The sequence below is a fragment of the Mesorhizobium sp. P170090 genome (genome assembly GCF_057786115.1).
The window spans coordinates 515,931-539,637 of the sequence record NZ_JBYNWH010000001.1 but is presented as its reverse complement, the minus strand read 5'-3'; the positions used below and the strand labels follow the sequence as shown (position 1 = coordinate 539,637).

Below are 23,707 nucleotides of genomic sequence, written 5' to 3'. Positions count from 1 at the left end.
TGCGAATGGTGCGACGGAACCAATCCGTCGCAGGGCTCCACCCACCATGACCCTCGCCGACAACCCCATCCTCTCCATCGCCAACCTCTCCGTCAGCGTGCGCGGCGAGGACGGCGAGCGCGATGTCGTCTCCAACCTGTCGCTGACGCTGGCGCGCGGCGAGACGCTCTGCATTGCCGGCGAATCCGGCTCCGGCAAGTCGATGACCGCGCTGGCGATCATGCAGCTTTTGCCGCAGCCGGCGGCGCGCATATCGTCAGGCATGATCCGTCTTCGGGATGGGAATCGGGGCGACACCGACCTAGCAACCCTCGACGAACGCCAGATGCGGCGCATTCGCGGCGACCGCATCGCCATGATCTTCCAGGAGCCGATGACCTCGCTCAACCCGGTTCTGTCGATCGGCCGGCAACTCACCGAATCAATCGAGGCGCATACCAGCCTGTCGTCGGCGCAAGCCCGCCGGCGCGCCATCGAGGCGTTGAAGGCGGTGCGCATTTCGGAGGCGGAAAGCCGGTTAAAGCAGTTTCCGCACGAACTCTCCGGCGGCATGCGCCAGCGGGTGATGATCGCCATGGCGCTGGCGCTCGAGCCCGACGTGCTGATCGCCGACGAACCGACGACGGCGCTCGACGTCACCGTGCAAGGCGAAGTGCTGGAGCTGTTGCGCGACCTGCAGCGCCAGCATGGCACCAGCGTCATCCTGATCACCCACGATATGGGCGTGGTTGCCGAAATGGCCGACCGGGTCATCGTCATGCGCGACGGCCGCATGGTCGAAGAAGGCACGACATCGGATATTTTTGTCCAGCCGCAGGCCGACTATACGCGCGAACTGCTGGCTGCCGTGCCGCGCATCGGCAGTGGCGTCGGTCGACAGAAATCCAGGGATGCGATTGACGTCTTGAAACCGGCCAATGTCGCCGAGATCAACGACCTGCATGTCCGCTTCGATCTGCGTGGCGGCATCTTTGGCCAGGTCACCCGCCGCGTCCACGCCGTCGAGGGCGTCAGCTTCTCGATCGCGCCCAACGAAACGCTTGCTCTGGTCGGCGAATCCGGCTGCGGCAAGTCGACGACCGCCAAGGCGCTGGCCGGACTGGCGCCGTATAGCGGCGACATCGTCATTGGCGGGCGCAATCTCTCCGGTCTTGGCCGCGACGAGCGCAAGGCGGTGCGCCGTGACGTCCAGATGATTTTCCAGGATCCCTTCGCTTCGCTCGATCCGCGCATGCGCGTCGGCGAGCTCGTCGCCGAGCCGCTGGTGATTCATGGCATCGCCTCCAAGGACGAGCGCCGCGAACGAGTGGGGGCGCTGTTCGAGCGTGTCGGCCTGTCGGCCGACCAGATGGAGCTTTACCCGCACGAATTCTCCGGTGGCCAGCGCCAGCGCGTCTGCATCGCCCGAGCGCTGGCGCTACGACCAAAACTGATCATCGCTGACGAAAGCGTCTCCGCGCTCGACGTCTCGGTGCAGGCGCGTGTGCTCGATTTGCTGAAGGAATTGCAGCGCGAATTCGGCGTCGCCTATCTCTTCATCTCGCACGACATGGCGGTGGTCGAGAACATTTCCGACCGCGTTGCCGTCATGTATCTCGGCCAGATCGTCGAGATGGGCACGCGCGACCAGGTGTTTTCCAACCCGCGCCATCCCTATACGAGGCGGCTGATCGAAGCGGTGCCGGTGCCCGATCCGGCCCAGCGCAGAAGCCGCTTCGCCCGCCTCGACCAGGAGATACCGAGCGCCACCCGCAGGATCGGCGAGGCGCCGCTGAAGCTGGCTCTGAACGATGTCGGCAACGGCCATCTGGTTGCTGCGGAAAGCTGAGCCCGCACTGGCTGGCAGCTGTTCTTTTACTTTGTTGAGTACAACCAAGAACTGCCGTCTCGGGTTTACCGCGTCTTAGGTGGACGGCGGCCACTATACGGTCGGCGTTCTTGCCACGGGGAAAAATAGTGCTCAAGGCGGTTCTGCAGCTGCTGCCGGGTCGGTTCATGGATGTGCGCATGCGCGTATCCGCCGACTACGAGACGCGCGTCGTGGAGCGGCCCGGGCGCTGGATGAAGGCTGCCGAACTGGAGCAGCTGAGCAGCGATCTGCGGCTGGTAGCGTCCAAGACACTGAAGTTCGGCAGCCTGACCTATGGCGTGTTTTCCGGCGACCGCAGCCGGCTGGAACATTCCATCATCACCATTATCTACCGGCGCAGCGACCGGCAGCCGATCGCCTTCAACTCGCTGGCGCTGATGGAGATATCGCTCGCCGGCAAGCCCTATGAAGTCTTGCACCTCGGTTTGGTCATGATCGATCCCGACGAGCGCAGCCGCGGGCTGAGCTGGATCCTCTACGGCCTGACCTGCTTCCTGATGTTTTTGCGCAATCAACTGCGGCCGATCTGGATTTCCAATGTCACCCAGGTACCCGCTGTCGTCGGCATGGTCGCGGAGGCGTTCAGCAATGTGTTCCCAGGACCGCATGCCGGCGCGCGGCGCTCGCTGACCCATGTGCTTCTGGCGCGGCAGATCATGGCGCGGCACCGCCATGTCTTCGGCGTCGGCCCCGAAGCGGGTTTCGACGAAGAGCGTTTCGTCATCACCAATGCCTATACGGGCGGCTCGGACGATCTGAAGAAAACCTTCGACGAGACGGCCAAGCACCGCGAGGAGACCTTTAACGAGTTCTGCCGCAAGGAACTCGACTACGGGCGCGGCGACGATGTGCTGCAGATCGGCCAGATGAGCTTCCAGTCGGCGCGCACCTTTCTCGCCGACACGGTTCCGCGCCGCTCGCTTGCAGCACTTGCCGTGGCCGGCGCGGCCGCCACGCTGCAGCGGCTGGTGCTGCCGGTGGTTCACTGGGCCGATAGCACCCGCCAATGGAATGTGCTGAGACCATGGACACGCTGATGGCTTCATTCGTGGCGTCTCGGTTTATCCGCAAGCTGATGGCAGCCGGCCGATGATGAACCTCGACGGCACGCTCGTCGCCGACACCATCACCTCGCTAGCGGCGCTGGTTGGCCTGCTTGTCGTGATATCGATCATAGGCGGGCGCGACACGGGCGATCCGCTGTCGCGGCGCTTTCTATTCGGCCTCAAGGTGCTGGCAGTGCTGCTTGCCTGCCGCATCCTCGACTGGACCACGGGTCTTGCCTTTTTCCGGTTCGTCACCATCACGGCGGCGGGTCTGCTGCCGCTGGCCGCACTGCTGCTGACCGAAGGCCTGCTGCGCCGGCACGCGCCGTTCGCTCTCAAATTGTTCGCCGCCGGCGGTGCCCTGCTGTTCTTCCTTCTGGCGCCGATCCCGGCACGTTTCGCTGAACCATGGCGAATGGCGGTACTACTTGCCTTCCAGTTCGGAGGTTTTCTCGCCATCGGCTGGCTGGTGATGACGCGCGATCGCGACAGCCTGTCGGCGGCCGAAAACCGCACGGTCGAGCGCATGGCGCTGTCGCTGCTGTTGATCATTCCGTTCATGGTCACCGACTACCGGCCCGGCCTGTTCGAAGTGCCGGTTCGGCTTGGCGGCATCGCCATCCTGTTCCTGTGCTGGCTGACGATCGGCCTTGGACGCGCCAGCCTCGGCCATCGCGACACGATCGGCGCCTTTACCGTGATTACGCTGAGCTCGGTTTTCGCCGGGCTGGCGCTGGGCGGCATCGACGATCTCGGCTGGCGCGGCAGTGTGCAGGGCGTGGTGATCGTGCTGTCGGCGACGCTGCTGGCAGTCATCTACAATGACAGCGTCAGCCTCACCGCGGAGAAGCGCCGCGACTCGTTGCTGAAGCACATGGCCGAGGGTGATCTCACCGACTCGGCGCGCTTCCTGCGCGGCCTGCAGAGCCATATCCTTGTCGACGGCGCGCTGATCCTGCCGGCAGGGGACCTCGGCGACTTCGACCTGAAGGTGCTGGCCCGTGCACTGGAGCAGGAGCCCGTGCGCTCGCTCGCCGATACGCAGCCGGGGGCGCCAGTCGACCAGGATATACGCGAGCAGCTGGCATGGCTGTTCGAGAAATTTGAGGCGACCCATGTGCTGCTGGCGACGCTCGAGCCGTTGACCGTGGTGGCGCTCAACATGCCGGCGCTGGCATCGTCGCCGGGCGTGGAAATGGAGCTGCGGGCAGTCCAGCGCATGGCGATGCTGATCTCGCAGCGGCATGCGAAGGGTTGATCATCTGAACGGGCCGGCTCTTGCGTCGGCCCGTTGCCGTAGCCGGGTCAGGCGGCCTTGGTCTTCAAGGCCTCTTCGTCGCGCACCATTTTTGTCACGGCGGCGAAGTCGAGCTTGCCGGAGCCAAGGACCGGTACCTTTGAGACCACCCGCACTTCGGCCGGGACCATCAGGTCCATGGCGCCGTTGGCCTTGGCGTAGGCGAGGAATTCCGCTCGTGTGGCGCCGGATGCCTCAGTGATGAGGATCAGCTTTTCGCCCTTGCGCGCGTCGGGCACCGTGGCGACCGCCGACAGCGAGCCCTTCCACAATTCGCCGGCCAGCGCTTCGACAGCGGCGAGCGAGATCATCTCGCCGCCGATCTTGGCGAAGCGCTTGGCGCGGCCGCGAATGGTGATGAAGCCGCCTTCGTCGATAGCGACGACGTCGCCCGTATCATGCCAGCCGTCCTCCAGCGGTTCGAGCACGCCGGGCTTCTCGGCCCGGAGATAACCGGCCATGACATTGGGGCCGCGCACGAACAGCCGGCCGCCTTCGTCGACGCCGGGGACCGGATCGAGGCGGTATTCCATGCCGGGCATGATCTTGCCGACGGTTCCGGAGCGATTGTACATCGGCGTGTTGATGGAGATCACCGGCGCCGTCTCGGTGACGCCGTAGCCCTCGAGGATGCGTAGGCCGAACTTCTCCATATAGGTCATGCGCGTCGCTGTCTTGACCGGTTCCGCGCCGGCAAAGCAATAGCGTATCGAGCGGAAGTCGTAGGGGTGAGCGGTGCGCGCATAGCCGGAGAGGAAGGTGTCGGTGCCGAAGATGATCGTCGCGTTCGAGCCGTAGATCAGTTCCGGCACGAGGCGGTAGTGCAGCGGCGAGGGGTAGAAATAGACCGGCACGCCGGAGATCAACGGCAGCACCGTGCCCGCGGTCATGCCGAAGGAGTGGAAGATCGGCAGCACGTTGAACACCTTGTCGCCCGAATGGAAGTCGATACGCGACGCCGCCTGGGCGGCGTTGGCCAGGATGTTGCGGTGGCTCAGAACGACGCCCTTCGGCGTGCCTTCCGAACCCGAGGTGAACAAGATCACCGCCGCATCGCCGGGCTTGCGTTTCGCGCGCGGCGTCGACTTGCGCAGCAAGCCGAGCAGCTTATCCTTGAGACTGATGGTCTTTCTGAGATCGTCGAGCCACACGATGTCGACCGAGCGACCGAGTTCCTCGACCACGGCGCCGAGCTTTGCCTGTTCGACGAACGCGCGGGACGTCAGCACGGTGCGGACTTCGGCGGCCTTGCAGGCGGACAGAATATTGGCAGCACCTGCGGTGAAGTTCATCATCGCCGGAACCTTGCCGGCGGACATGACGCCGAGCAGCGTCGCGCAAGAGCCGTTGGCGTTGGGCAGCATGATGCCCAGCGTCTGCTGGTCGGCATAAAGGTTCTGGAACTTCTCACCAAGCACGGCGGCAGCCGTGAGCAGCTTGCTGTAGCTGAGAGAACCGGTGACCGGATCCTGAACTGCGAGCTGTTTCATGCCGCGTTCGTTCGCCGTCTCGATGATCTTTTCCAGTACGGTCTTGTCGATGTCCTGGGTGCGGAAAACGAGATCCGACATCACCTGGTAGAGCGCGGAACCCGCCGCGGCGCGGCGCTTGCGGCCCTTCAGCTCTTGCGGCACCTCGAGCTTGACCGGTTCCAGAATGGTCACCTTGACCTTCGGGAACAGTCGGCGGCGCACATGCTGCGAGCTCAACCGCGAGAAGTAGGTCTTCTCCAGCCCGTCGATGCGCACCGGCACAACCATCGAGCCGGTCTTGTCGGCAACCATGGCGGCGCCGTCATAGACCTTCATCAGGCCGCCGGTCACGGTGATGCGTCCCTCCGGGAAGATCACCAGCGGGTCGCCGCCCTGCACGATCTTGATCAGCGTGCGGGTCGACATCGGCTTGGCCGGGTTGAGCGGCAAAGCGCGGGCAAGTTTCATGAACGGCTTCATCCACCAAGCCTGGGCAATGGTGTAGTCGATGGCGAAGACCGGCTCCTCATCGGTCAGCGTCAAGGCGAGCGGACCGTCGAGAAAGCTGACATGGTTAAGCGCCAGGATCGGTGCCTTGCCGGCCGCCTTGAGGTTTTCCATGCCCTCGACTTCGAGGCGCAGGAAAGCGCGGAACAGGATGGAGACGAAGTCACGGAAGGGGTTCGTCGGCAAATATTTCAGCATCAGCCAGGCGGCAATCGCATTGGCCGCGGCGAGGCCGAACAGGATGCCGCCGGTCGAGACCTTTGTCTGGATCAGGGCCATGATGATGCCGCCGCCAGTCATGAAGCCGGCATTGACGATACTGACGGCGGCGACAACCCGGGCGCGCCGCGCTTCGGGCGACCAGGCCTGCACGGCGGCGAAGGTCGGCACCACCAGGAAAGCGGCTGCAATGGCCATGCCGGCGAGGTCGATGGCGACGCGGACCGTGTTTGGGCCGGCGAAGAATGCGCCAAGGGTTTCCGCCTGGGGCGACGGCGTCATGCCGGAGATGGTCCAGGCGAGATGCAGGCCGAACAGGGCGAGCAGCGCCGTGCCGACCGGTGCCGGCAACAGCACGATGCGGCCCTGCGACATCCAGGCGGCGATGGCCGAACCGATGGCGATCGAGACGGCGAACACGGCGAGGTAGACGGTGACGGCCATTTCGTTGCCGCCGAGCGAATCCTTGATCAGCACCGGCAGGAGCGAGAGCACGATGGCGCCGATCAGCCAAAACCACGACGTCATCAGGCCGGCGCGCCAGATGCGCGTGTCGGTGCGCAATTCGGCGACCTGGCGCCAGGTCGAGCGGAAGATGTTCTTGTCGATGACAAGGTCGGGCGCCGCCGAACCGGTCGACGGGATGTAGCGGCTGACGAGCCAGCAACCGACGGCGAGCGCCATCATGATCGGTCCGAACACCGCGACGCCGATGCCATCGGCGGAAACGACGCCGCCGGCTATGGTGCCGCCGAGAATCGCGGCAAACGTAGCTGACTCGATCCAGGCGTTGGCCTTGGGCAGTTCCTTGCGTTCGAGGTGATCGGGCAGGATGCCGTATTTGATCGGTCCGAACAGCGCCGAGATAACGCCGAACATCAACAGCGCCGTCATCAGCACGGGAATGGACGACAGGGCGATGCCGACGACGGAGACACCCGCCGCGGCGATCTCGGCGAATTTCAGACGCTTGGCTATGAGAGCCTTGTCGAAGCGGTCGGCGAACTCGCCGCCGAGCGCCGACAGGAGCAGGAAGGGGGCCATGAAGACGGCGCCCGCCAAGGTGACAAGTGATGCCGCCTGGTCCGCCGCCAGCGTGAACAGAATAAGGAACACCAGCGTGTTCTTGAGGAAATTATCGTTGAAGGCGGACAGGAACTGCGTCCAGAACAAGGGCGCAAAGCGCCTGGATGTCATCAGATGAGCTGTCGGACGATTGATCGGGGCGATTTCCATAGCGGCGACTTCCATTGGGCAAGACCGATTAAAATCCTGGCTGGATTGATCAGCGGTCTTGCGCGTTGAGCCTTGTTTAGCGGGAACCCGGTTACACTTCGTTACTGCGGCTGACTTCCATCAGCAACTTCTCGGTCTTGGCGTCTTCCAGCCGGTTGATGAAGCGGCTTGCCTCTTCCGAGTCGCGCAGCGTCTTGGTGATGGTGATCGAGGTGTGCACGAGCATGATGGCGGCCATCGCATAAAACCCCTTGGCGGCGAAGCTCGCCTCCATGAAGTAGATGCCGCCGGCCATCATCGTGGCGGCAACGGCGAAACTGGCCATGGTGAAGGTCTTCCAGGCGCTTGAGTCCTTGGGGGAATAGGTGTTCGGGGTCATCGATATGGTCCTTTCGTTTCAAGGTTAGGTTGGTTGGGCGTGGGTCTGTTTCAGGCTGGATACAATCAGGCCGGATACAATCAGACTGGATAACAATCAGGCCGGGTACGATCAGGCCGGCTTGGTCATGGTCTTCGTGAGCCGTTCGAGCACGGCGTCGGCGCTGCTTCTCAGCGGCGCGCCGCAGCCGGCGGCCGCAAGCTTCTCTGAGACCGCGGCAGGATCGCCCGACTGTTCCATCTCGGCCATGGCGGCCGCGGTGGCGTCGATCTGCTTTTGCCTGGTGCGCAGGCGCAGCAGCGTCTCCTCGGCGTCCCTGAGCGCCGACAGGCTGGAGCCGGGCGCGCTTTCTCGCAGGCGCTGGGTCGAGTCGACCGCGGCAACGATGCGCTGGCCGCGCTGCAATTCGCGCAGGCGCATTTCGGAGACGCGGATAATCCGCTTGAGACGCTCGATCTCGGCGCCGAAGCTTTTCTGCGCCTCGGCGGAGGCGTCGCGTTCGGCTTCCAGCATGGCGATGGTTTCGGCGGCTTCGCGGGCCAGTTCATTCTGTCCCTGCTCGATCGCGGCGATCGTGCGCTTCTCCAAATCGTCGATGCGGAGGACAAGCTTCTTGTACTGCGCGACTTCCTGTTCATTCTGGGCGATGGCAATTGCAACCGCCCGGCGGGCGGCCGCGATAGCGTCGGCGCAATCGCGGATCTGCTGGCGCAGGATTATCAGCGCGTTGCGGTCGACGACCGCCTCGGCGGCTTCGTAGCTTCGGCCGCGAACGAGAGCAAAAAACTGTTTCAACATTTCCGTTTCTCCTCTATGAACGTTGTTCATGAGGCAAAGTAGCACATTGTGAACGGCGTTCAAGGAGAAAATGAACGGTGTTCATGCTTGCGCATAAGAGAAGGTTAATGACCGCAAAACGGGACGCCAAACGCGAGGACCTCAAAGGCAGGCTGATCGAGGCCGCGCAAGCGCGCATCCAGTCCTCGGGGCTCGCCGGTCTGCGTGCGCGCGACATCACGGCCGATGCCGGCTGCGCGCTGGGCGCGCTCTACACCGCCTTCGCCGACCTGGACGAGCTCATCCTGCATGTCAATTCGATCACGCTGGCAAGACTTGGGGCGGCGTTGGAACAAGAGGCGACCGCCGCCGCCGAGCCAAGGGCCAAGCTGAAGGCACTGGCCAAGGCCTATCTCGGCTTCGCCCGCGGCAATCGCATGGCGTGGAAGGCGCTGTTCGAGCATCGCATGGCGCCAGGCGTGGCGGTGCCCGGATGGCATCTGGCCGAACATGCCGTGCTGATCCAGCATCTGGTCGAGCCGCTGGCCCAGCTGCTCCCGGCGGCGGCAACGCCGGAGCTTTTGGCCCGCGCGCGCACGCTGTTCTCCGCCGTGCATGGGATCGTCACCATCTCGCTCGAAGACCGTTTCATTGGCCTGGCGTCCACCGATCTCGAAAGTGAGCTGCTGGGTTTCGTCGACACGCTGGTAAGCGGGCTGAAGGCGGAAAGAGAATGAGCTGCTGCGATCGGCTCTTGCTTCACGGCACTCTGCCCTTATGAAGATCGTGGCGGGGACTGGCCGGTTGATCCAGGCCGGCTGAGACTGTTGGGGATATCCGGTGACAATCGATCAGAACCGTCGGTTTCGACCCGAAATACAGGGGCTGCGCGGCTTGGCGGTCGCGCTTGTCGTGGTCTATCACATATGGCCGGATGTGCTGCCTGGCGGATATGTCGGCGTCGACGTCTTTTTCGTCATCTCGGGCTATCTGATCACGGGCCTGCTGGCGCAGATGGCGCTGCGCGGCGGCCGGATTTCACTGATCGAATTCTACTCGCGACGGGTGCGACGGTTGTTGCCGGCAGCAACCCTGGTGCTGCTGGTGGCATTGCTGGGCACGCTGCTTTTCATCTCAAAGGCGCGCTGGGAGGAAATAGGCAACCAGATCGTGGCGAGCGCTCTTTATGTCGAGAACTGGCGGCTGGCCTCGATTGCGGTCAGCTATCTCGAGGCCGACACCTTGCCGAGCCCGGTGCAACACTACTGGTCGCTTTCCATCGAAGAGCAGTTCTACATCGCCTGGCCGTTGGTGATGATCGGCGTGATCTGGCTGGCGCGCCGCCGTGACCTTCCGCTGAGGGCCTGCTTGATCGGGGCGTTGTCGCTCATTTTCGCGGCATCACTTGTTGCCTCTGTCGTTTTGACGGCGACGGATCCGGCCCAGGCCTATTTCGTCAGCCATACCCGCCTGTGGGAATTGGCGCTGGGTGGTCTGCTGGTGCTGACCGAACACCAGTTTCGACTGGCGGCACTCACTAGACAGTGGCTGGCGATCGCCGGCATCCTGGGCATCGTTGCGTCCGCCTTGCTGTTTTCCGCTGCAACTCCATTTCCCGGCGTCAGTGCGTTGTTGCCGACCTTGGCCACAGTGCTGGTCATCCTGGCTGGCGAGGTTGAAGTCGGCCGGTTTCGTGGGCTCGATTCGTTGCCACTTCGTTTCATCGGCGATCGCTCCTACTCGGTCTATCTATGGCATTGGCCGCTGATCACCATCTCCCAGGCGCAGGGTCATTCGCTGACCCTTGCCGGCGGTTTCGGCCTGATTGCGGCGACCCTGCTTCTATCGGATCTGTCCTATCGATATGTTGAGCAGCGCTACCGGCAAGCTCGGGGCGGCGCCTGGTGGAAGCCGCTGGGATACGGCACCGCGGCGGTTCTCACATGCGTGGCCGCATCCGGCAGCCTGCTGCTCTTTCTGAAGACCGAACGCATCGACACCGCGCTGATCGGCACGCCTTCCTACCCTGGGCCCGCCGCTCTCGTCTCCGGCGCCGTGGTCCCGGACGGTGTGAACCTTCTGCCGCCGCTGGCCCGGCTGAGGCGGGACGTGCCGGTCGTGTATGCAAGGAAGTGCCACCAGGAGGAAAGCTCGGAGCCCAAACGATGCTCTCTAGGCGATCCCACGGGTGCGAAAACAATGGTTCTGGTGGGAGATTCTCATGCAGCCCAGTGGGTGCCGGCACTGGACAAGATCGCAAAGGACCGCAACTTCAAACTGGTTACCTTTACAAAATCCGCCTGCCCATTCACCCGCGTGGCCATCACGGCGGATGGCAAACCCAACGTCTTATGCGCGCAGTGGCACGAAAAGGTGCTGGCCGAGATCCTAAAGCTGAAACCGGATCTGATCTTCACCAGCCAGTCCAATTACGGAGCGGTTCAGCAAGACGTGATGATCGAGGGGCTGCGAAGTCTCTGGGGCGGGCTGACGGACGCCGGCTCGCAAATCGTTGCCATCCGCAACACGCCCTATATGAAATTCGACCCGGGCGAATGCCTGAGTTCGACCCCAACGAAATGCGTCACCAAACTGAGCGATATTGAGCGGAGCAACGTGTTGGCGCTGGCCGCGGAAGGACAGAAAAATGTGCGCGCCATCGATATGCTCGATGCCATTTGCGGGCCGCAACTATGCCCGGCAGTTGTCGGCAACATCATCGTCTGGCGGGACAGTCATCATCTGACCGCCAGCTACTCGCTTGCCCTGGCGCCCTATCTCGCAGCGAAGGCGGGGCTTTGACGAGACGTCTCGGAACTTAGATGTGTCGACAGGCAGGAAAATTCCGCTGGTGGAGCTGAGGAGGATCGAACTCCTGACCTCGTCATTGCGAACGACGCGCTCTCCCAGCTGAGCTACAGCCCCGTCCAGCGGATGGCGCATTTATCGAAGGCTGCGGTTTCCTGTCAAGGCGGGGTTTTGCCGAAATCCCTTGTGCCCGATGCTTGTAGGCGACCGGCCCTTGCCGGTTTCGCGCTCAATGGCTACATGTCGGCAACAATCGGAGACCGGCATGCTAGCCCTCATTCAAACAATCGTCATGGCGCTGGACCTGTACTGGTGGGTCATCATCGCCTCGGCGATCTTTTCCTGGCTCTATGCGTTCAACGTCGTCAACTCGCGCAATCAGTTCGTCGGCAGCATCGGCAACATGCTCTACCGGCTGACCGAGCCGGCGCTGCGTCCAATCCGTCGGTTCATGCCCGACCTTGGCGGCGTCGACATCTCGCCGATCATCCTGCTTCTGCTCCTGTTCTTCCTCAGGCAGCTCATTCTCACCACGATAGCGCCGCTGGTCCTGTGAACCCGACGATGGCATGAACGCGCCATTCCGCTTGCGCGCTGACGGCATCGACCTGTTTATCCGGCTGACGCCGAAGTCTTCGGTGGACAGGCTCGAAGGCGCCGAGGTATCGGCCGACGGGCGCAGCCATTTGAAGGCGCGCGTGCGCGCCGTGCCGGAGAATGGCGCGGCCAATGCGGCGCTGGAACGGCTGGTGGCCACGGCGCTGGGCGTTCCGGCATCGGTCGTGTCGGTCATTGCAGGCGGCACGGCGCGGCTGAAGACGGTGCGTGTGGTTGGCGAACCATCGACGCTGGTGAAGAGCATCGAGGCACTGGCCGCCGAATAATCCTCAGTCCCCCAGCGGCAGCTTCGGATCGTCGACCTTCAGCGTGTTCACGCTCTGCTTGATGCGGCGCAGGTTTTCGAGAACCCTGGGTCCGCGCGTCTCGGCCACGGAGGTGACGATCATGTCGACGATCGACAGCAGAGCATAGCGCGACGAGGTCGGCTTGTAGATGTTGCCGTCCTCCAGCGACTGGAACTGGATGACGGTATCGGCGGCCTTGGCGAGCGCTGATTCCGGCGGGGTTACGGCGATGGTGGTGGCGCCATATTGCTGGGCGACCTGCACGGCGTCGATGACCGATCGCGCATAGCCGGACACCGAGAACGCGATCAACGTCGTCTCCGATGTGGCGACCGCGGCATACATGCGCTGCAACTGCCCGTCGATCTGCGCCAGCACCGGCACGCCCAGCCTAAACAGCCGGTTCTGCATCTCGGTCGCCATCATCGAGGAAATGCCACCGGAGCCGATGCACAGCACATTGCCCGAACTGACGATGCGCGCGGCCACGCCCACCAGCGTCTTCATGTCGAGGTTTTCGCTGGCGCGCTGGATGGCGGCGATTGCCGCTTCGGTGATGGCCGACGCAATGCGCTGCTCGCGCGCGTCCCGGTTCAGCGGTTCGGGCGATAAATACTGGCCGCCAATAGCGATCGCCTGCGCCAGGTAGAATTTGAAATCGCGCAGACCCTCGCAGCCGAGATTGCGGCAGAAACGGGTGACCGTCGGCTCGCTGACGCCGACGCGCGCGGCAATCTCGGAGATTGCCGCCTTGGAGGCGAAGTCGAGATCGGTCAGCACGAGGCCGGCCAGGCGGCGGTCCGATTTGGTGCCGTCCTGCGACATCAGCTGCAGGCGCGTGATGATGTCGGCCGGCGTTTTCATTTCTGGGTTGTCGTCTTCATAGCGCTGCCTTCATAGCGGCAGGCCTGTTGCCGTGTCGAACAGATGAATGTTGCCCGGCGCGACGGAGACCGGCAGCATTTCGCCGGGCTTGACCTGAACCCGGTCGCGGAATACGGCGCGCACCGTGTCAGCGCCGATGGCGCCATAGACATGGGTTTCCGAGCCGGTCGGCTCGACGACATCGACCTTGATCGCCATCGCGTCGACAGCCTCGCCGATGACGAAGTGTTCGGGCCGTATGCCGGCCTCGACCGTGCTGCCAGCCGGCACCGTCTTGCTGCCGAGCGCCAGTCGCCCTCCGCCGGCCGATTCGAACCAGCTTTTCTCGGGCGTCGTCTTCAGGGCGCCGGAGACAAAACTCATCGACGGCGAGCCGATGAAGGAGGCGACGAATTTGTTGGCGGGACGGTCGTAGAGTTCCAGCGGTGCGCCGACCTGCTGGATCTTGCCGTGGTCCATCACCACGATGCGGTCGGCCATGGTCATGGCCTCGATCTGGTCGTGGGTGACGTAGACGATGGTCGATTTCAGCCGCTGGTGCAGCGCCTTGATCTCGGTGCGCATCTGCACGCGCAATTGCGCGTCGAGATTGCTGAGCGGTTCGTCGAACAGGAACACCGAGGGTTCGCGCACGATGGCGCGGCCCATGGCGACGCGCTGGCGCTGGCCGCCCGACAGTTCCCGGGGATAGCGGTCGAGATAGGAGAACAGGTTGAGGACGCCGGACGCCTTTTTCACCTTGTCGTCGATTGCCGTGCGGCTTTCGCCGCGAATCTTGGGACCAAAGCCGATATTGTCGGCCGCTTTCAGGTGCGGAAACAGAGCATAGGACTGGAAGACCATCGCGATGTTACGCTGTTGCGGCGGCAAATCGTTGGCGCGCACGCCGCCGATCAAGAGGTCGCCTGAGGTGATCGGCTCCAGCCCGGCCAGCATGCGCAGCAAGGTCGACTTGCCGCAGCCGGAAGGGCCGACCAGCACGACGAACTCGCCGCTCTTGATGTCGAGGCTGATGTTTTCGAGGATCTTATGGCGTCCGAAAGATTTCGACAGGTCGCGGAACTCGACATCGGTCATCGTCAGGCTCCCAATATGTCGTCGATGAAGGGCAGGAAGCCGGCGGTCAGTCCGGCGTCGACCGGCACCACCGCGCCGGTTATCCCCGATGCGCGATCCGAAACAAGGAAGGCCACCGCTTCGGCCACTTCCGTGGCGTCGACGATGCGGCCGAGCGGATAGAGCCGCTTGAGCTTGCCGAGAACATCCGGGTTCTTGGCCAGCCGATGGTCCCATGCGGCGGTGCGGATCGAGCCGGGGCAGACGACATTGGCGCGCAGCCCGTTGCGGCCGAGTTCCACAGCGATCGCTTTGGCATAGGCATTGATGCCGGCCTTGGCCGCGGCATAGGCCGGGTTGCCGAAGTGGGCGATGGCGTTGACGGAAGAGATGAAGACGACGCTGCCCGAACCACGCGCGGCCATCGCCTTGATCAGTGGATCGGCGAACAGCATCACCCCGGTCAGATTGAGGTCGAGCTCGTGCTCAATCTTATCGGGTGTCAATGCGGCAAGCGTCTCTGCGCGCGTCCAGCCGGCATTGTTGATCAGGATGTCGGGCACGCCGTCTTTCCCGAGGATCGCCGTGATCGCGGCATCGGTGGAGATCCGGTCGAGAAGGTCGAAGACGTGGCCCGACGCCAGATGCGGACTGCCGAGCTGGTCTTGCGACTGGTCGCAGCCGACGACGCGCGCGCCTCGTTCGGCCAGCAGCGCCACAATAGCCGAGCCGAGCCCGCCGCCGGCGCCGGTCACCAGCACGGTCTTGCCCGCGAATTCGGCCGTTGAAACCACCCTGCGCGCCTCCCTGGGATCCACGATAGTCGGAAAACGCTATTTTAGGAAATGTAATTAAGCAACAGGATAATCCGCTTGCACGGCGTAAAATGAAGGATAATGTAGGAAAGTCACATAAAGTCTTGGCCGCCTGAAAGCCGCAAGAGCGCAGGCGCCATCAAATGGGAGAGATCGAATGAAGCTTGCAAAATGGACTGTCGGCCTGATGGCCGGAATGAGCCTGCTCGCCCTGGCCGCGCAGGCAGATGCCGGCGAGGTGCGCGTAACCGTCGCCGAATACAGCGCCAAGACCGGCCCGTATTTCGAAGCGGTGAAAAAGGAATTCGAGGCAGCCAACCCGGGTATCACCGTCAAGTTCGAAGTTGTGCCGTGGGACGTGCTGCTGCAGAAGCTGACCACCGACATCACGGCCGGCACCAATGCCGACCTGTCGATCATCGGCACCCGCTGGCTGATCGATTTCGTCCAGCAGGATGTCGCCGAGCCGCTCGACGGCTATATCAAGCCGGAGTTCAAGGACCGCTTCATCGACACCTTCCTGTCGCCCTCGATCATGGAGGGCAAGACCTACGGCCTGCCGATCGCGGCCTCGGCGCGCGCCATGTACTACAACAAGGAATTGTTCGAGAAGGCCGGAATCGCCAACCCGCCGGCAACCTGGACCGAGCTGCAGGAGGATGCGCGCAAGATCAAGGCACTGGGCACCGGATCCTTCGGCTTCGGCCTGCAGGGCAAGGAGATCGAGACCGACGTCTATTACTATTATGCGATGTGGTCGCAAGGCACCGAGATCCTCAACAAGGATGGCACGTCGGGCCTCGGCACGCCCGGCGCGCTCGAAGCCGCCAAGCTCTACAAGTCGATGATCGACGAAGGCCTGACGGAACCCGGCGTCACCTCCAACAACCGCGAGGACGTCCAGAACCTGTTCAAGCAGGGCAAGGTCGGCATGATGATCACCGCGCCCTTCCTGTCCAACCAGATCAAGGACGAGGCGCCGAACCTGAAATATGGCGTGGCCGCTATCCCCGCCGGACCGACCGGCGCGCGCGGCACGTACGGCGTCACCGATTCCATCATCATGTTCAAGAATTCCAAGAACAAGGATGAGGCCTGGAAGCTGCTCGACTTCCTGTTCACCACTGAACAGCGCGCCAAGTTCACGCAAGGGGAAGGCTTCCTGCCGGTGAACAAGGAAGAGGCCAAGATGGACTACTACGTCAACAATGCCGATCTGGCAGCGTTCACCGCGCTGCTGCCTGACGCCCGCTTTGCGCCGATCATCCCGGGCTGGGAAGAAGTCGCCCAGATCACGTCGGATGCGATGCAGAAGATCTATCTTGGCGGCGACCCCGAGGCAGGCTTGAAGGAAGCGGCTGCCAAGGCCAACGCCGTGATCAAGAAATAGGGCGTATCTCCCTGCGCCCGGCGCGCCCCTGAGATCGGGCGCGCCACACTTTCCTCTCCCTCCGGAGGGGGAGAGGTGGCTCGGCGAAGCCGAGACGGAGTGGGGGAACCACCTGGCAACCGCCGCGACGGACATAGGAAGGGCAATAGGGGCAAACATCACCTCGCCTTGCGCCCCAAGGGTCGACATCCACTCCGTCGACCCCCACTCCGTCGACCCCCACTCCGTCGAGCTTCGCTCGACACCTCTCCCCCGATCAACGGGGGAGAGGAAGGGCTCCCTTCCGCAACCGCTGCGGAGGATGGGCAGGCAGGTGAGGGGCAGCGCAAACGTCCGCAGGAGATTCAAACCCTGAAGCGCTGCCTTAGACCGATATGCGAGATTGATCCGAGCTGGCGCGCCAGCGCCACTTATGTCCAACACGGTACGAATCCGGCCGATGCAAAATCGTTACCTGCCCTATTTATTGACCTTGCCCAGCCTGTTTCTGGCCGCGGTCGTCATCTTCTGGCCGGTCTGGGACCTGATCCAGATATCGACGCATGATGTCAGCCGTTTTGGGCAGCTGCGCGACTTCAACGATTTCGCCAATTATTCCGCCTTCCTCGCCGATCCCGATTTCCTGGCGGCACTCTGGCGCACCGGCCTGTGGACCGTGCTGGTGGTCGGCGGCGCGCTGCTGTTGTCCGTCCCCGTGGCGATGATCCTCAACACCGATTTCTACGGCCGCGGCATTGCCCGCGTCATCATCATGCTGCCCTGGGCGGTGTCGCTGACGATGACGGCGGTGGTCTGGCGCTGGGCGCTCAACGGCGAAAGCGGGATGCTGAACTCGGCGCTGATCGGGCTTGGCCTGATACATGAAAACATCCAGTGGCTGGCGCGCGCCGAGACCGCCTTTCCGATGCAGGTGCTGATCGGCATATTGGTGACGGTGCCGTTCACCACCACGATCTTCCTCGGCGGCCTGTCGTCGATCCCCGACGACCTCTACGAGGCGGCCGCCCTGGAAGGGGCGACGCCGCTGCAGCAGTTCCGCGAGATCACCTTTCCGCTGCTGAAGCCGTTCATCAACATCGCCATCGTCCTCAACACCATCTACGTCTTCAATTCCTTCCCGATCATCTGGGTGATGACGCAGGGCGGGCCGGCCAACTCGACCGACATATTGGTCACCCATCTCTACAAGCTGGCCTTCCGCATCGGCAAGCTGGGCGAAGCATCGGCGGTGTCGCTGCTGATGTTCGCCATCCTTTTGATCTTCACCATGATCTATGTGCGGCTTGCCATGCGGGAGCAGCGCACATGACGCCCAAGCTGAAGCGTACGATCATCGCATGGCTGCTGCTTTCGCCGCTGCTCGTGGTGACCATCTTCCCCTTCGCGGTAATGTTTTTGACCGCGGTCAAACCGCGGCAGGAGGTGCTGTCGCCGACCTGGTGGCCAAGCGAATTCCACTGGTCGAATTTTGCCGACATGTGGGTGGCGACGGGATTCGGCCAGGCGTTAGCCAATTCGCTCTATGTCTCGGTTATCGCCACCGTCGGCGCCATCCTGATCTCGGTGCCGGCCGCCTATGCCATGTCGCGGTTTCGCTTTGCCGGCTATGGCGCCTTCCGCCAGTTCCTGCTGATCTCGCAGATGATCTCGCCGATCGTGCTGGTGCTCGGCCTGTTCCGGCTGATGGCGGCCTGGGGTCTGATCGAATCCACGACCGCGCTCGGCGTCATCTACATGGCTTTCAACGTCGCCTTCACCGTGTGGATGCTGCAAAGCTATTTCGACACCATCCCGCGCGATCTCGAGGAAGCAGCGTGGATGGAAGGCGCCGGCCGCTGGCTGACCTTGCGAAAAGTGTTTCTGCCGCTTTGCCTGCCGGCAATCGCGGTGACCGCCATCTTCACCTTCATCAACGCATGGAATGAGTTCGTCGTTGCGCTCACAATGCTGCGCAGCCAGGAAAGTTACACGCTGCCGATCCAGGTGTTCTCGCTGGTCGCCGGCCGCTACACGATCGAATGGCACCATGTAATGGCGGCGACGCTGCTGGCGACGCTGCCGGTGGCAATCCTGTTCATCTGGCTGCAGCGCTATCTCGTCCGCGGGCTGGCGCTCGGGGCCGTAAAATAGCAATTCCAGGAAAAGTGTGGAGCGGTTTTCCGTCCGGAATTGCGAAAAACAAATAGCCGTACGGAGTTTTCATGCGCATCTTCACCGCCTCGCTGGCGACCGAAACCAACACCTTCTCGCCGGTGCCGACCGACCGGGCGTCGTTCGAGATGGCGTTCTATGCCGGGCCGGGCAAGCATCCTGATACACCGACCTTGTGCTCCTCGCCGATGGTCGCGCTGCGCCGGCGTGCGGCTGCCGAAGGGCTGACCGTCATCGAAGGCACCGCCACCTGGGCGGAGCCGGGCGGGCTGGTGCAGCGGCAGACCTATGAGGCGTTGCGTGACGAGATTCTCGGCCAGTTGAAGGCAGCCTTGCCGGTCGACGCCGTCATCCTCGGCCTGCACGGCGCCATGGTGGCGCAAGGCTATGACGATTGCGAAGGCGATCTGCTGGAACGGGTTCGCGCAATCGTCGGGCCCGACGTGGTGATCGCGGTCGAGCTCGACCCGCACAGTCATCTGACCCCAAAGCGCGTCGCGGCATGCAATGTCATGGCCTATTTCCTCGAATTCCCGCACACCGACTTCTATGAGCGCGGCGAACATGTCGTCGAGCTTGGATTGGCGGCGGCGCGCGACGAGATCAGGCCGGTGATCTCGACCTTCGACTGCCGCATGATCCAGGTGCTGCCGACCAGCCGCGAGCCGATGCGCTCCTTCGTCGACCGCATCAAGGCGCTGCACGGCAAGGACGGCGTGCTGTCGGTCTCGGTCATCCATGGCTTCATGGCGGCGGACGTGCCCGAAATGGGCACGCGCATCCTGGTCGTCACTGACAATGACAAGGCCAAGGGCGATGCGCTGGCGGAGAGGCTAGGGCACGAGCTTTACGCCATCCGCGAAAGGACGGCGATGACGATGCTGAACACCGAGGACGGCATCGCGCGGGCACTGGCCGTGCGCAAGGAAAATCCCGGCAAGCCGGTTGTGATTGCCGACATCTGGGACAATCCCGGCGGTGGCGTCGCCGGCGACGGTACGGTCGTGCTGCGCGCCATGCTGGAACAGGGCGTGGACAATTTTGGCGTGGCGACGATCTGGGACCCGATCGCTGTCACCTTTTGCCAGGCGGCAGGCGAAGGCGCCGTCATCGACCTGCGCTTCGGCGGCAAGGCCGGGCCGCTGGCCGGCGAACCGATCGATGCGCGCGTCAAGGTGTTGAAAGCCGTCCCCGAGGGCTGGCAGAGCTTCGGGCCGAGCCGGGTGACGCTCGGACCGACGGCGCTGGTGCGGCTCGAAGGCACCGAAATCGACATCATCCTCAACACCAACCGCACGCAGACCTTCGAGCCGGATGTCTTCTCCAACATCGGTGTCGATCCGTTGTCGAAGGACATATTGCTGATCAAGTCAACCAACCATTTCTACGCCGGCTTTGAACCGATCGCGGCGGAGATCATCTATGTCTCGGCGCCGAGCTCGTATCCGAGCAATCCGGCGGTGACGGATTACAGGAAGCTGACGCGGCCGGTGTGGCCACGGGTGGCGGATCCTTGGCGCTGGTGATCTCCCCCTCGAGGGGGGAGATAAGGCGGCGCTATAGCAATCCCCGCTTCACCATCATCGCTTCCGGCGAAGGCATCTTGCCGCGGAACGCCGTGTACAGCTCCTCCGGATCCTTCGACCCGCCAGCGGCATAGATATTCTTCCGAAGCCGTTCCGCCAGCGCCGGGTTGAAGGGATCGCCGGTCTCCTCGAAGGCGGCGAAGGCGTCGGCGTCGAGCACTTCCGACCACATGTAGGAATAGTAGCCGGCTGAATAACCGTCGCCGGAGAAGATATGGCCGAAATGCGGGGTGCGATGACGCATGGCGATGGTGTCGGGCATATCAAGCTTTTCCAGCGTTTCGGCTTCGAAACGCAGCGGTTCCGCCGGCGCATCCGGCCGCGCGTGATACGCCATGTCGATCAGCGCCGACGCTGTGAACTCGACCGTGGCGAAACCGGCGCCGAACGTGCGGGCGGCCAGCATCTTGTCGAGCAGCGACTTCGGCATCGGCTTGCCGGTCTTAACATGCAGCGCATGCTTTTCCAGCACTGCGGGCACCGTCAGCCAGTGCTCGTAGAGCTGCGAAGGCAGTTCGACGAAATCGCGGGAAACCGAGGTGCCCGCCACCGACGGCCAGGTGACGTCGGTCAGCATGCCGTGCAAAGCATGGCCGAACTCGTGGAACAGGGTCTTGGCCTCATCGACCGACAACAGCGCTGCTTCCCCGGCCGGCGGCTTGGCGAAGTTCATGATATTGTAGATCACCGGCTTGGAGCCATCGCCAAGCTTGTAGCCCGACTTCAGCGCGCTCATCCACGCGCCGGAGCGCTTCGAGGACCGGGCGAAATAGTCGGCGAGGAACAGGCCGCGCTCGCTGCCATCGGCGTTCTTCACCACGAAGACGCGCGCGTCGGGATGCCAGGCGGCGATGCCCTTCTTCTCCTCGAAAGTGATGCCGAACAGTTTTGTGGCGACGTCGAAGCAGGCGTCGATGATGCGGTCGAGTTGCAGATAGGGTTTCAGTTCCGCCTCGTCGAAGGCGAATTTTTCGGCGCGCAATTTCTCCTGGTAGAAGCGCCAGTCCCAGGCGGCGAATTTTTCGTTGCTGCCTGCCTTGGTCGCCAGCCGCTCCAGCTCCTTCTGGTCGGCGGCGGCCTTCTCCAGCGCTTTCTCCCAGACCGGGTCGAGGAGGTCGTGCACCGCCTTCGGCGTCTTGGCCATGGTGTCGTCGAGTTTCAGCGCGGCGAACGAGGCATAGCCTAGCAGCCTGGCCTTTTCGGCGCGCAGTTTCAGCATGTCGCGCACCACTGCGGTGTTGTCGCTGGCGCCGCCATTCTGGCCGCGCATGGTGAAAGCGCGGAAGGCGCTCTCGCGCAGGTCGCGGCGTTCGGAGAAGGTCGTGAACGGCTCATAGATAGAGCGCGACAAGGTGACTGCGTAGCGGCCTTTCTGGCCGCGCGTCTCGGCGGCTTCGGCCATCGAACTCTTCACGAAGTCCGGCAGGCCCGCAAGATCAGCCTCGTCGAGGAAAAGCGCCCAGTCGCGCTCGTCGGCCAGCACGTTCTGGCCGAAGGTCGTGCCGAGCGAGGACAGCTCCTCGCTGATGTTGGCCAGCCGCTTCTTGCCGTCGGCGTCGAGTTTTGCGCCCGATCGCACAAAGCCTTTCCAGGTCTTCTCCAGCACCCGCAGCGTCTCGGCGTCGAGTTTGAGCGTCTCACGGCGCTGGTAGAGATCGTCGACGCGGGCAAACAATTTCTCGTTCATCGAGATCGCCGAGAAATGCCTCGACATTTTTGGCGAGATATCGCGCTCCAGCGCCTGGATCGCATCGTTGGTGTGGGCGCCGGCCCGGCACCAGAAGATCGACGAGACATGGTCGAGCGGCTCACCGGCGAGCTCGAGGGCTGCCAGCGTATTCTCGATGGTCGGCGCATCCTTGTTGCCGGCGATCGCATCGATTTCGGCCTCATGTGCCTTCAGCGCCGCGTCGAACACCGAGGAGAAATCGTCGTCGCCGATGCTGGCAAAATCCGGCAGGCCGAGCGGCCCTTGCCATTTGGTCAGCGGATGGGCGGCGAGATCGACGGTTTTCGTGGACGGCATGGGGGATCTTTCGATGATTGGCGGAGCTTGCTGACCGATGTAGGGCGATGACTGGCGCGGCGCAACAGCGCGGCCGTTCAAGCCCGCGTCAGAAGCCGTCGCAATTTTCCGCGATCGCCGCTTGCGAACTGGCGGTGATGCGGTTGCCGGTGACGGCGAACGTCTCCTGCATCAGCATGTCATTGTTGGGGAAATCATAGCAGGCGATGACAGTTGTGACGCCGGCCTCGCTCTTTTCGACGCGATGCCGGATTGCGGCTCCGGCGACCGCGCCCTTCCATTCGTCGATCGACGCGATGAACTCCTGCTTCGACTGTACGACGCCGAGATCGTCGAGCTTGATGCGGACATCGTCGGCGAGCAGGTCCGACAATTCGGTGCGATCGGCGACCAGCAGCGCCGAATACCAGCGGTCGATAATGGCGCCGTCATCGGAGCGGGCAGGGACGAGCGAAATCAGCAGCGCCGCTACGGCGAAAGCGATCGCAGGCCAAACCCGCATTCTTGCCTCCTCTTATTTGACCATGCCCTTATCCGAAAACCGGTTCCCACTTTTCGGGATCATGGGTCTACGTCAAATCCGGCCGCTCGAAGTCGCCGGTGTCCTTGTTCATCACCCAGAGCTCGCCGGTCGAGATGTCGAACCAGGCGCCATGCAGCGACAGCCGCCCCTTGCCTTCGAGGATGGAGACGCAAGGGAAGGTCCTGAGATTGGCGATCGAATAGCGGATGGAAATCCGCTCCAGCGCCGTCTGCCGTTCGGTTGCCGTCATGAACGTGCTGGACGAAACGGTTTCGGCCGCCGGCGCGATCAGGCTCATCCATTTGCCGATGAAGTCGCCGGGCGACAGCGGCGCCGAATTGGTGTCGAGCGCGGCGCGGATGCCGCCGCAGCGGCCATGGCCCATCACCACGATGTTTTTCACCTTCAGGCTCTGCACGGCGAATTCGAGCGCGGCCGAGGTCGAGTGGAACTCGCCGTCCGGTGCATAGGGCGGCACCAGATTGCCGACATTGCGCAGGACGAACAGTTCGCCCGGACCGGCGTCGAAGATCGCCTCGGGGGCAGAGCGGGAATCGCAGCAGGCAACGATCATGGTTTCGGGCGCCTGCCCCTCGCGGGCGAGCTCGCGATAGCGTCCGCTCTCGGTGAGATAGCGGCCATTCATGAAGTTGCGGTAGCCGGTCCAAAGATGTTCGGGGAGATGGGGCATGGGCTAGGGATGAAGCCTTTCGGGGTTAGCGACGGCAGCTCATTTCAAGTTAGAAAGGCTCTAACGGC

Annotated in this window: 20 protein-coding genes and 1 tRNA gene; 11 read left to right on the top strand and 10 right to left on the bottom strand. The window is 63.1% G+C overall.

Translation table 11 applies throughout. The features are described 5' to 3' along the window. The first annotated feature begins 46 nt into the window (after positions 1-46). From AC3EML_RS02675 to AC3EML_RS02665, 3 genes are all read left to right on the top strand, one after another. Positions 47-1,828, top strand: coding sequence for an ABC transporter ATP-binding protein (locus AC3EML_RS02675; RefSeq protein WP_352520788.1), 1,782 nt, complete (start codon positions 47-49; stop codon positions 1,826-1,828). A gap of 128 nt (positions 1,829-1,956) precedes the next feature. Then, positions 1,957-2,907 carry a hypothetical protein gene (locus AC3EML_RS02670; protein WP_352520789.1) on the top strand — a complete coding sequence of 317 codons (951 nt, stop codon included), beginning with the start codon at positions 1,957-1,959 and terminating at the stop codon, positions 2,905-2,907. 52 nt (positions 2,908-2,959) lie between these two features. After that, positions 2,960-4,174, top strand: coding sequence for a hypothetical protein (locus AC3EML_RS02665; protein ID WP_023668596.1), 1,215 nt, complete (start codon positions 2,960-2,962; stop codon positions 4,172-4,174). A 47-nt stretch (positions 4,175-4,221) separates the two neighbouring features. Here AC3EML_RS02665 and AC3EML_RS02660 read toward each other — a convergent pair whose 3' ends face one another. The 3 genes from AC3EML_RS02660 to AC3EML_RS02650 all read right to left on the bottom strand — a co-directional run bounded on the left by AC3EML_RS02660 (position 4,222) and on the right by AC3EML_RS02650 (position 8,824). Next, entirely contained in the window at positions 4,222-7,647 is a 3,426-nt protein-coding gene (locus AC3EML_RS02660; RefSeq protein ID WP_352520790.1) for an acyl-[ACP]--phospholipid O-acyltransferase, read from the bottom strand. Positions 7,648-7,738: 91 nt separating this feature from the next. Further along, positions 7,739-8,026, bottom strand: a complete 288-nt coding sequence (locus AC3EML_RS02655) for a YiaA/YiaB family inner membrane protein (protein ID WP_023668598.1) — start codon at positions 8,024-8,026, stop codon at positions 7,739-7,741. A 111-nt stretch (positions 8,027-8,137) separates the two neighbouring features. Then, the gene (locus AC3EML_RS02650) at positions 8,138-8,824 is read right to left on the bottom strand and encodes a PspA/IM30 family protein (RefSeq protein WP_352520791.1); all 687 of its coding nucleotides are present in this window, start codon (positions 8,822-8,824) and stop codon (positions 8,138-8,140) included. Between the two features lie 107 nt (positions 8,825-8,931). On the opposite strand from AC3EML_RS02650, the gene AC3EML_RS02645 reads away from it, so the two are divergent. Together AC3EML_RS02645 and AC3EML_RS02640 are read left to right on the top strand one after the other, a co-directional pair. Then, positions 8,932-9,540: a TetR/AcrR family transcriptional regulator gene (locus AC3EML_RS02645; protein ID WP_352520792.1), complete on the top strand. Its 609-nt coding sequence runs from the start codon at positions 8,932-8,934 to the stop codon at positions 9,538-9,540. A 103-nt stretch (positions 9,541-9,643) separates the two neighbouring features. After that, a complete protein-coding gene (locus AC3EML_RS02640) occupies positions 9,644-11,605 on the top strand; it encodes an acyltransferase family protein (protein WP_023834657.1) in 1,962 nt (653 codons plus the stop codon). A gap of 47 nt (positions 11,606-11,652) precedes the next feature. Here AC3EML_RS02640 and AC3EML_RS02635 read toward each other — a convergent pair. Further along, a tRNA-Ala gene (locus tag AC3EML_RS02635) sits at positions 11,653-11,728 on the bottom strand. 148 nt (positions 11,729-11,876) lie between these two features. On the opposite strand from AC3EML_RS02635, the gene AC3EML_RS02630 reads away from it, so the two are divergent. Further along, complete coding sequence (locus AC3EML_RS02630) at positions 11,877-12,167, top strand: YggT family protein (protein ID WP_023668602.1); 291 nt, start codon at positions 11,877-11,879, stop codon at positions 12,165-12,167. A gap of 13 nt (positions 12,168-12,180) precedes the next feature. Then, positions 12,181-12,495: a DUF167 family protein gene (locus tag AC3EML_RS02625; RefSeq protein WP_352520793.1), complete on the top strand. Its 315-nt coding sequence runs from the start codon at positions 12,181-12,183 to the stop codon at positions 12,493-12,495. 3 nt (positions 12,496-12,498) lie between these two features. On the opposite strand, the gene AC3EML_RS02620 is transcribed toward AC3EML_RS02625, so the two are convergent. From AC3EML_RS02620 to AC3EML_RS02610, 3 genes are read right to left on the bottom strand one after another with little or no spacing between them, the layout of a single operon-like run. Continuing rightward, the gene (locus AC3EML_RS02620; protein WP_023681445.1) at positions 12,499-13,380 is read right to left on the bottom strand and encodes a MurR/RpiR family transcriptional regulator; all 882 of its coding nucleotides are present in this window, start codon (positions 13,378-13,380) and stop codon (positions 12,499-12,501) included. Between the two features lie 30 nt (positions 13,381-13,410). After that, complete coding sequence (locus AC3EML_RS02615) at positions 13,411-14,478, bottom strand: ABC transporter ATP-binding protein (RefSeq protein WP_352520795.1); 1,068 nt, start codon at positions 14,476-14,478, stop codon at positions 13,411-13,413. Positions 14,479-14,480: 2 nt separating this feature from the next. Continuing rightward, entirely contained in the window at positions 14,481-15,251 is a 771-nt protein-coding gene (locus AC3EML_RS02610) for an SDR family oxidoreductase (protein WP_352520796.1), read from the bottom strand. 178 nt (positions 15,252-15,429) lie between these two features. On the opposite strand from AC3EML_RS02610, the gene AC3EML_RS02605 reads away from it, so the two are divergent. The 4 genes from AC3EML_RS02605 (at position 15,430) to AC3EML_RS02590 (ending at position 20,339) form a co-directional block, all read left to right on the top strand. Beyond that, positions 15,430-16,662: an ABC transporter substrate-binding protein gene (locus AC3EML_RS02605; RefSeq protein WP_352520797.1), complete on the top strand. Its 1,233-nt coding sequence runs from the start codon at positions 15,430-15,432 to the stop codon at positions 16,660-16,662. Between the two features lie 439 nt (positions 16,663-17,101). Next, the gene (locus AC3EML_RS02600; RefSeq protein WP_023745368.1) at positions 17,102-17,971 is read left to right on the top strand and encodes a carbohydrate ABC transporter permease; all 870 of its coding nucleotides are present in this window, start codon (positions 17,102-17,104) and stop codon (positions 17,969-17,971) included. Next, positions 17,968-18,792: a carbohydrate ABC transporter permease gene (locus AC3EML_RS02595; RefSeq protein ID WP_023668609.1), complete on the top strand. Its 825-nt coding sequence runs from the start codon at positions 17,968-17,970 to the stop codon at positions 18,790-18,792. The genes AC3EML_RS02600 and AC3EML_RS02595 overlap by 4 nt, the downstream gene beginning before the upstream one ends. Positions 18,793-18,863: 71 nt before the next feature. Beyond that, on the top strand, positions 18,864-20,339 hold the full coding sequence (locus tag AC3EML_RS02590) for a M81 family metallopeptidase (protein WP_023681440.1): 1,476 nt from the start codon (positions 18,864-18,866) through the stop codon (positions 20,337-20,339). Positions 20,340-20,370: 31 nt separating this feature from the next. Here the strand turns inward: AC3EML_RS02590 and AC3EML_RS02585 are convergent, their stop codons facing one another. The 3 genes from AC3EML_RS02585 to AC3EML_RS02575 form a co-directional block, all read right to left on the bottom strand. Then, positions 20,371-22,425 (bottom strand): M3 family metallopeptidase, encoded by a 2,055-nt coding sequence (locus tag AC3EML_RS02585; protein ID WP_023688838.1) that lies wholly within the window; start codon positions 22,423-22,425, stop codon positions 20,371-20,373. Between the two features lie 88 nt (positions 22,426-22,513). Next, positions 22,514-22,927: a hypothetical protein gene (locus tag AC3EML_RS02580; RefSeq protein WP_023688839.1), complete on the bottom strand. Its 414-nt coding sequence runs from the start codon at positions 22,925-22,927 to the stop codon at positions 22,514-22,516. A gap of 67 nt (positions 22,928-22,994) precedes the next feature. Then, complete coding sequence (locus tag AC3EML_RS02575) at positions 22,995-23,639, bottom strand: carbonic anhydrase (protein WP_023681438.1); 645 nt, start codon at positions 23,637-23,639, stop codon at positions 22,995-22,997. Between the last annotated feature and the right edge of the window lie 68 nt (positions 23,640-23,707).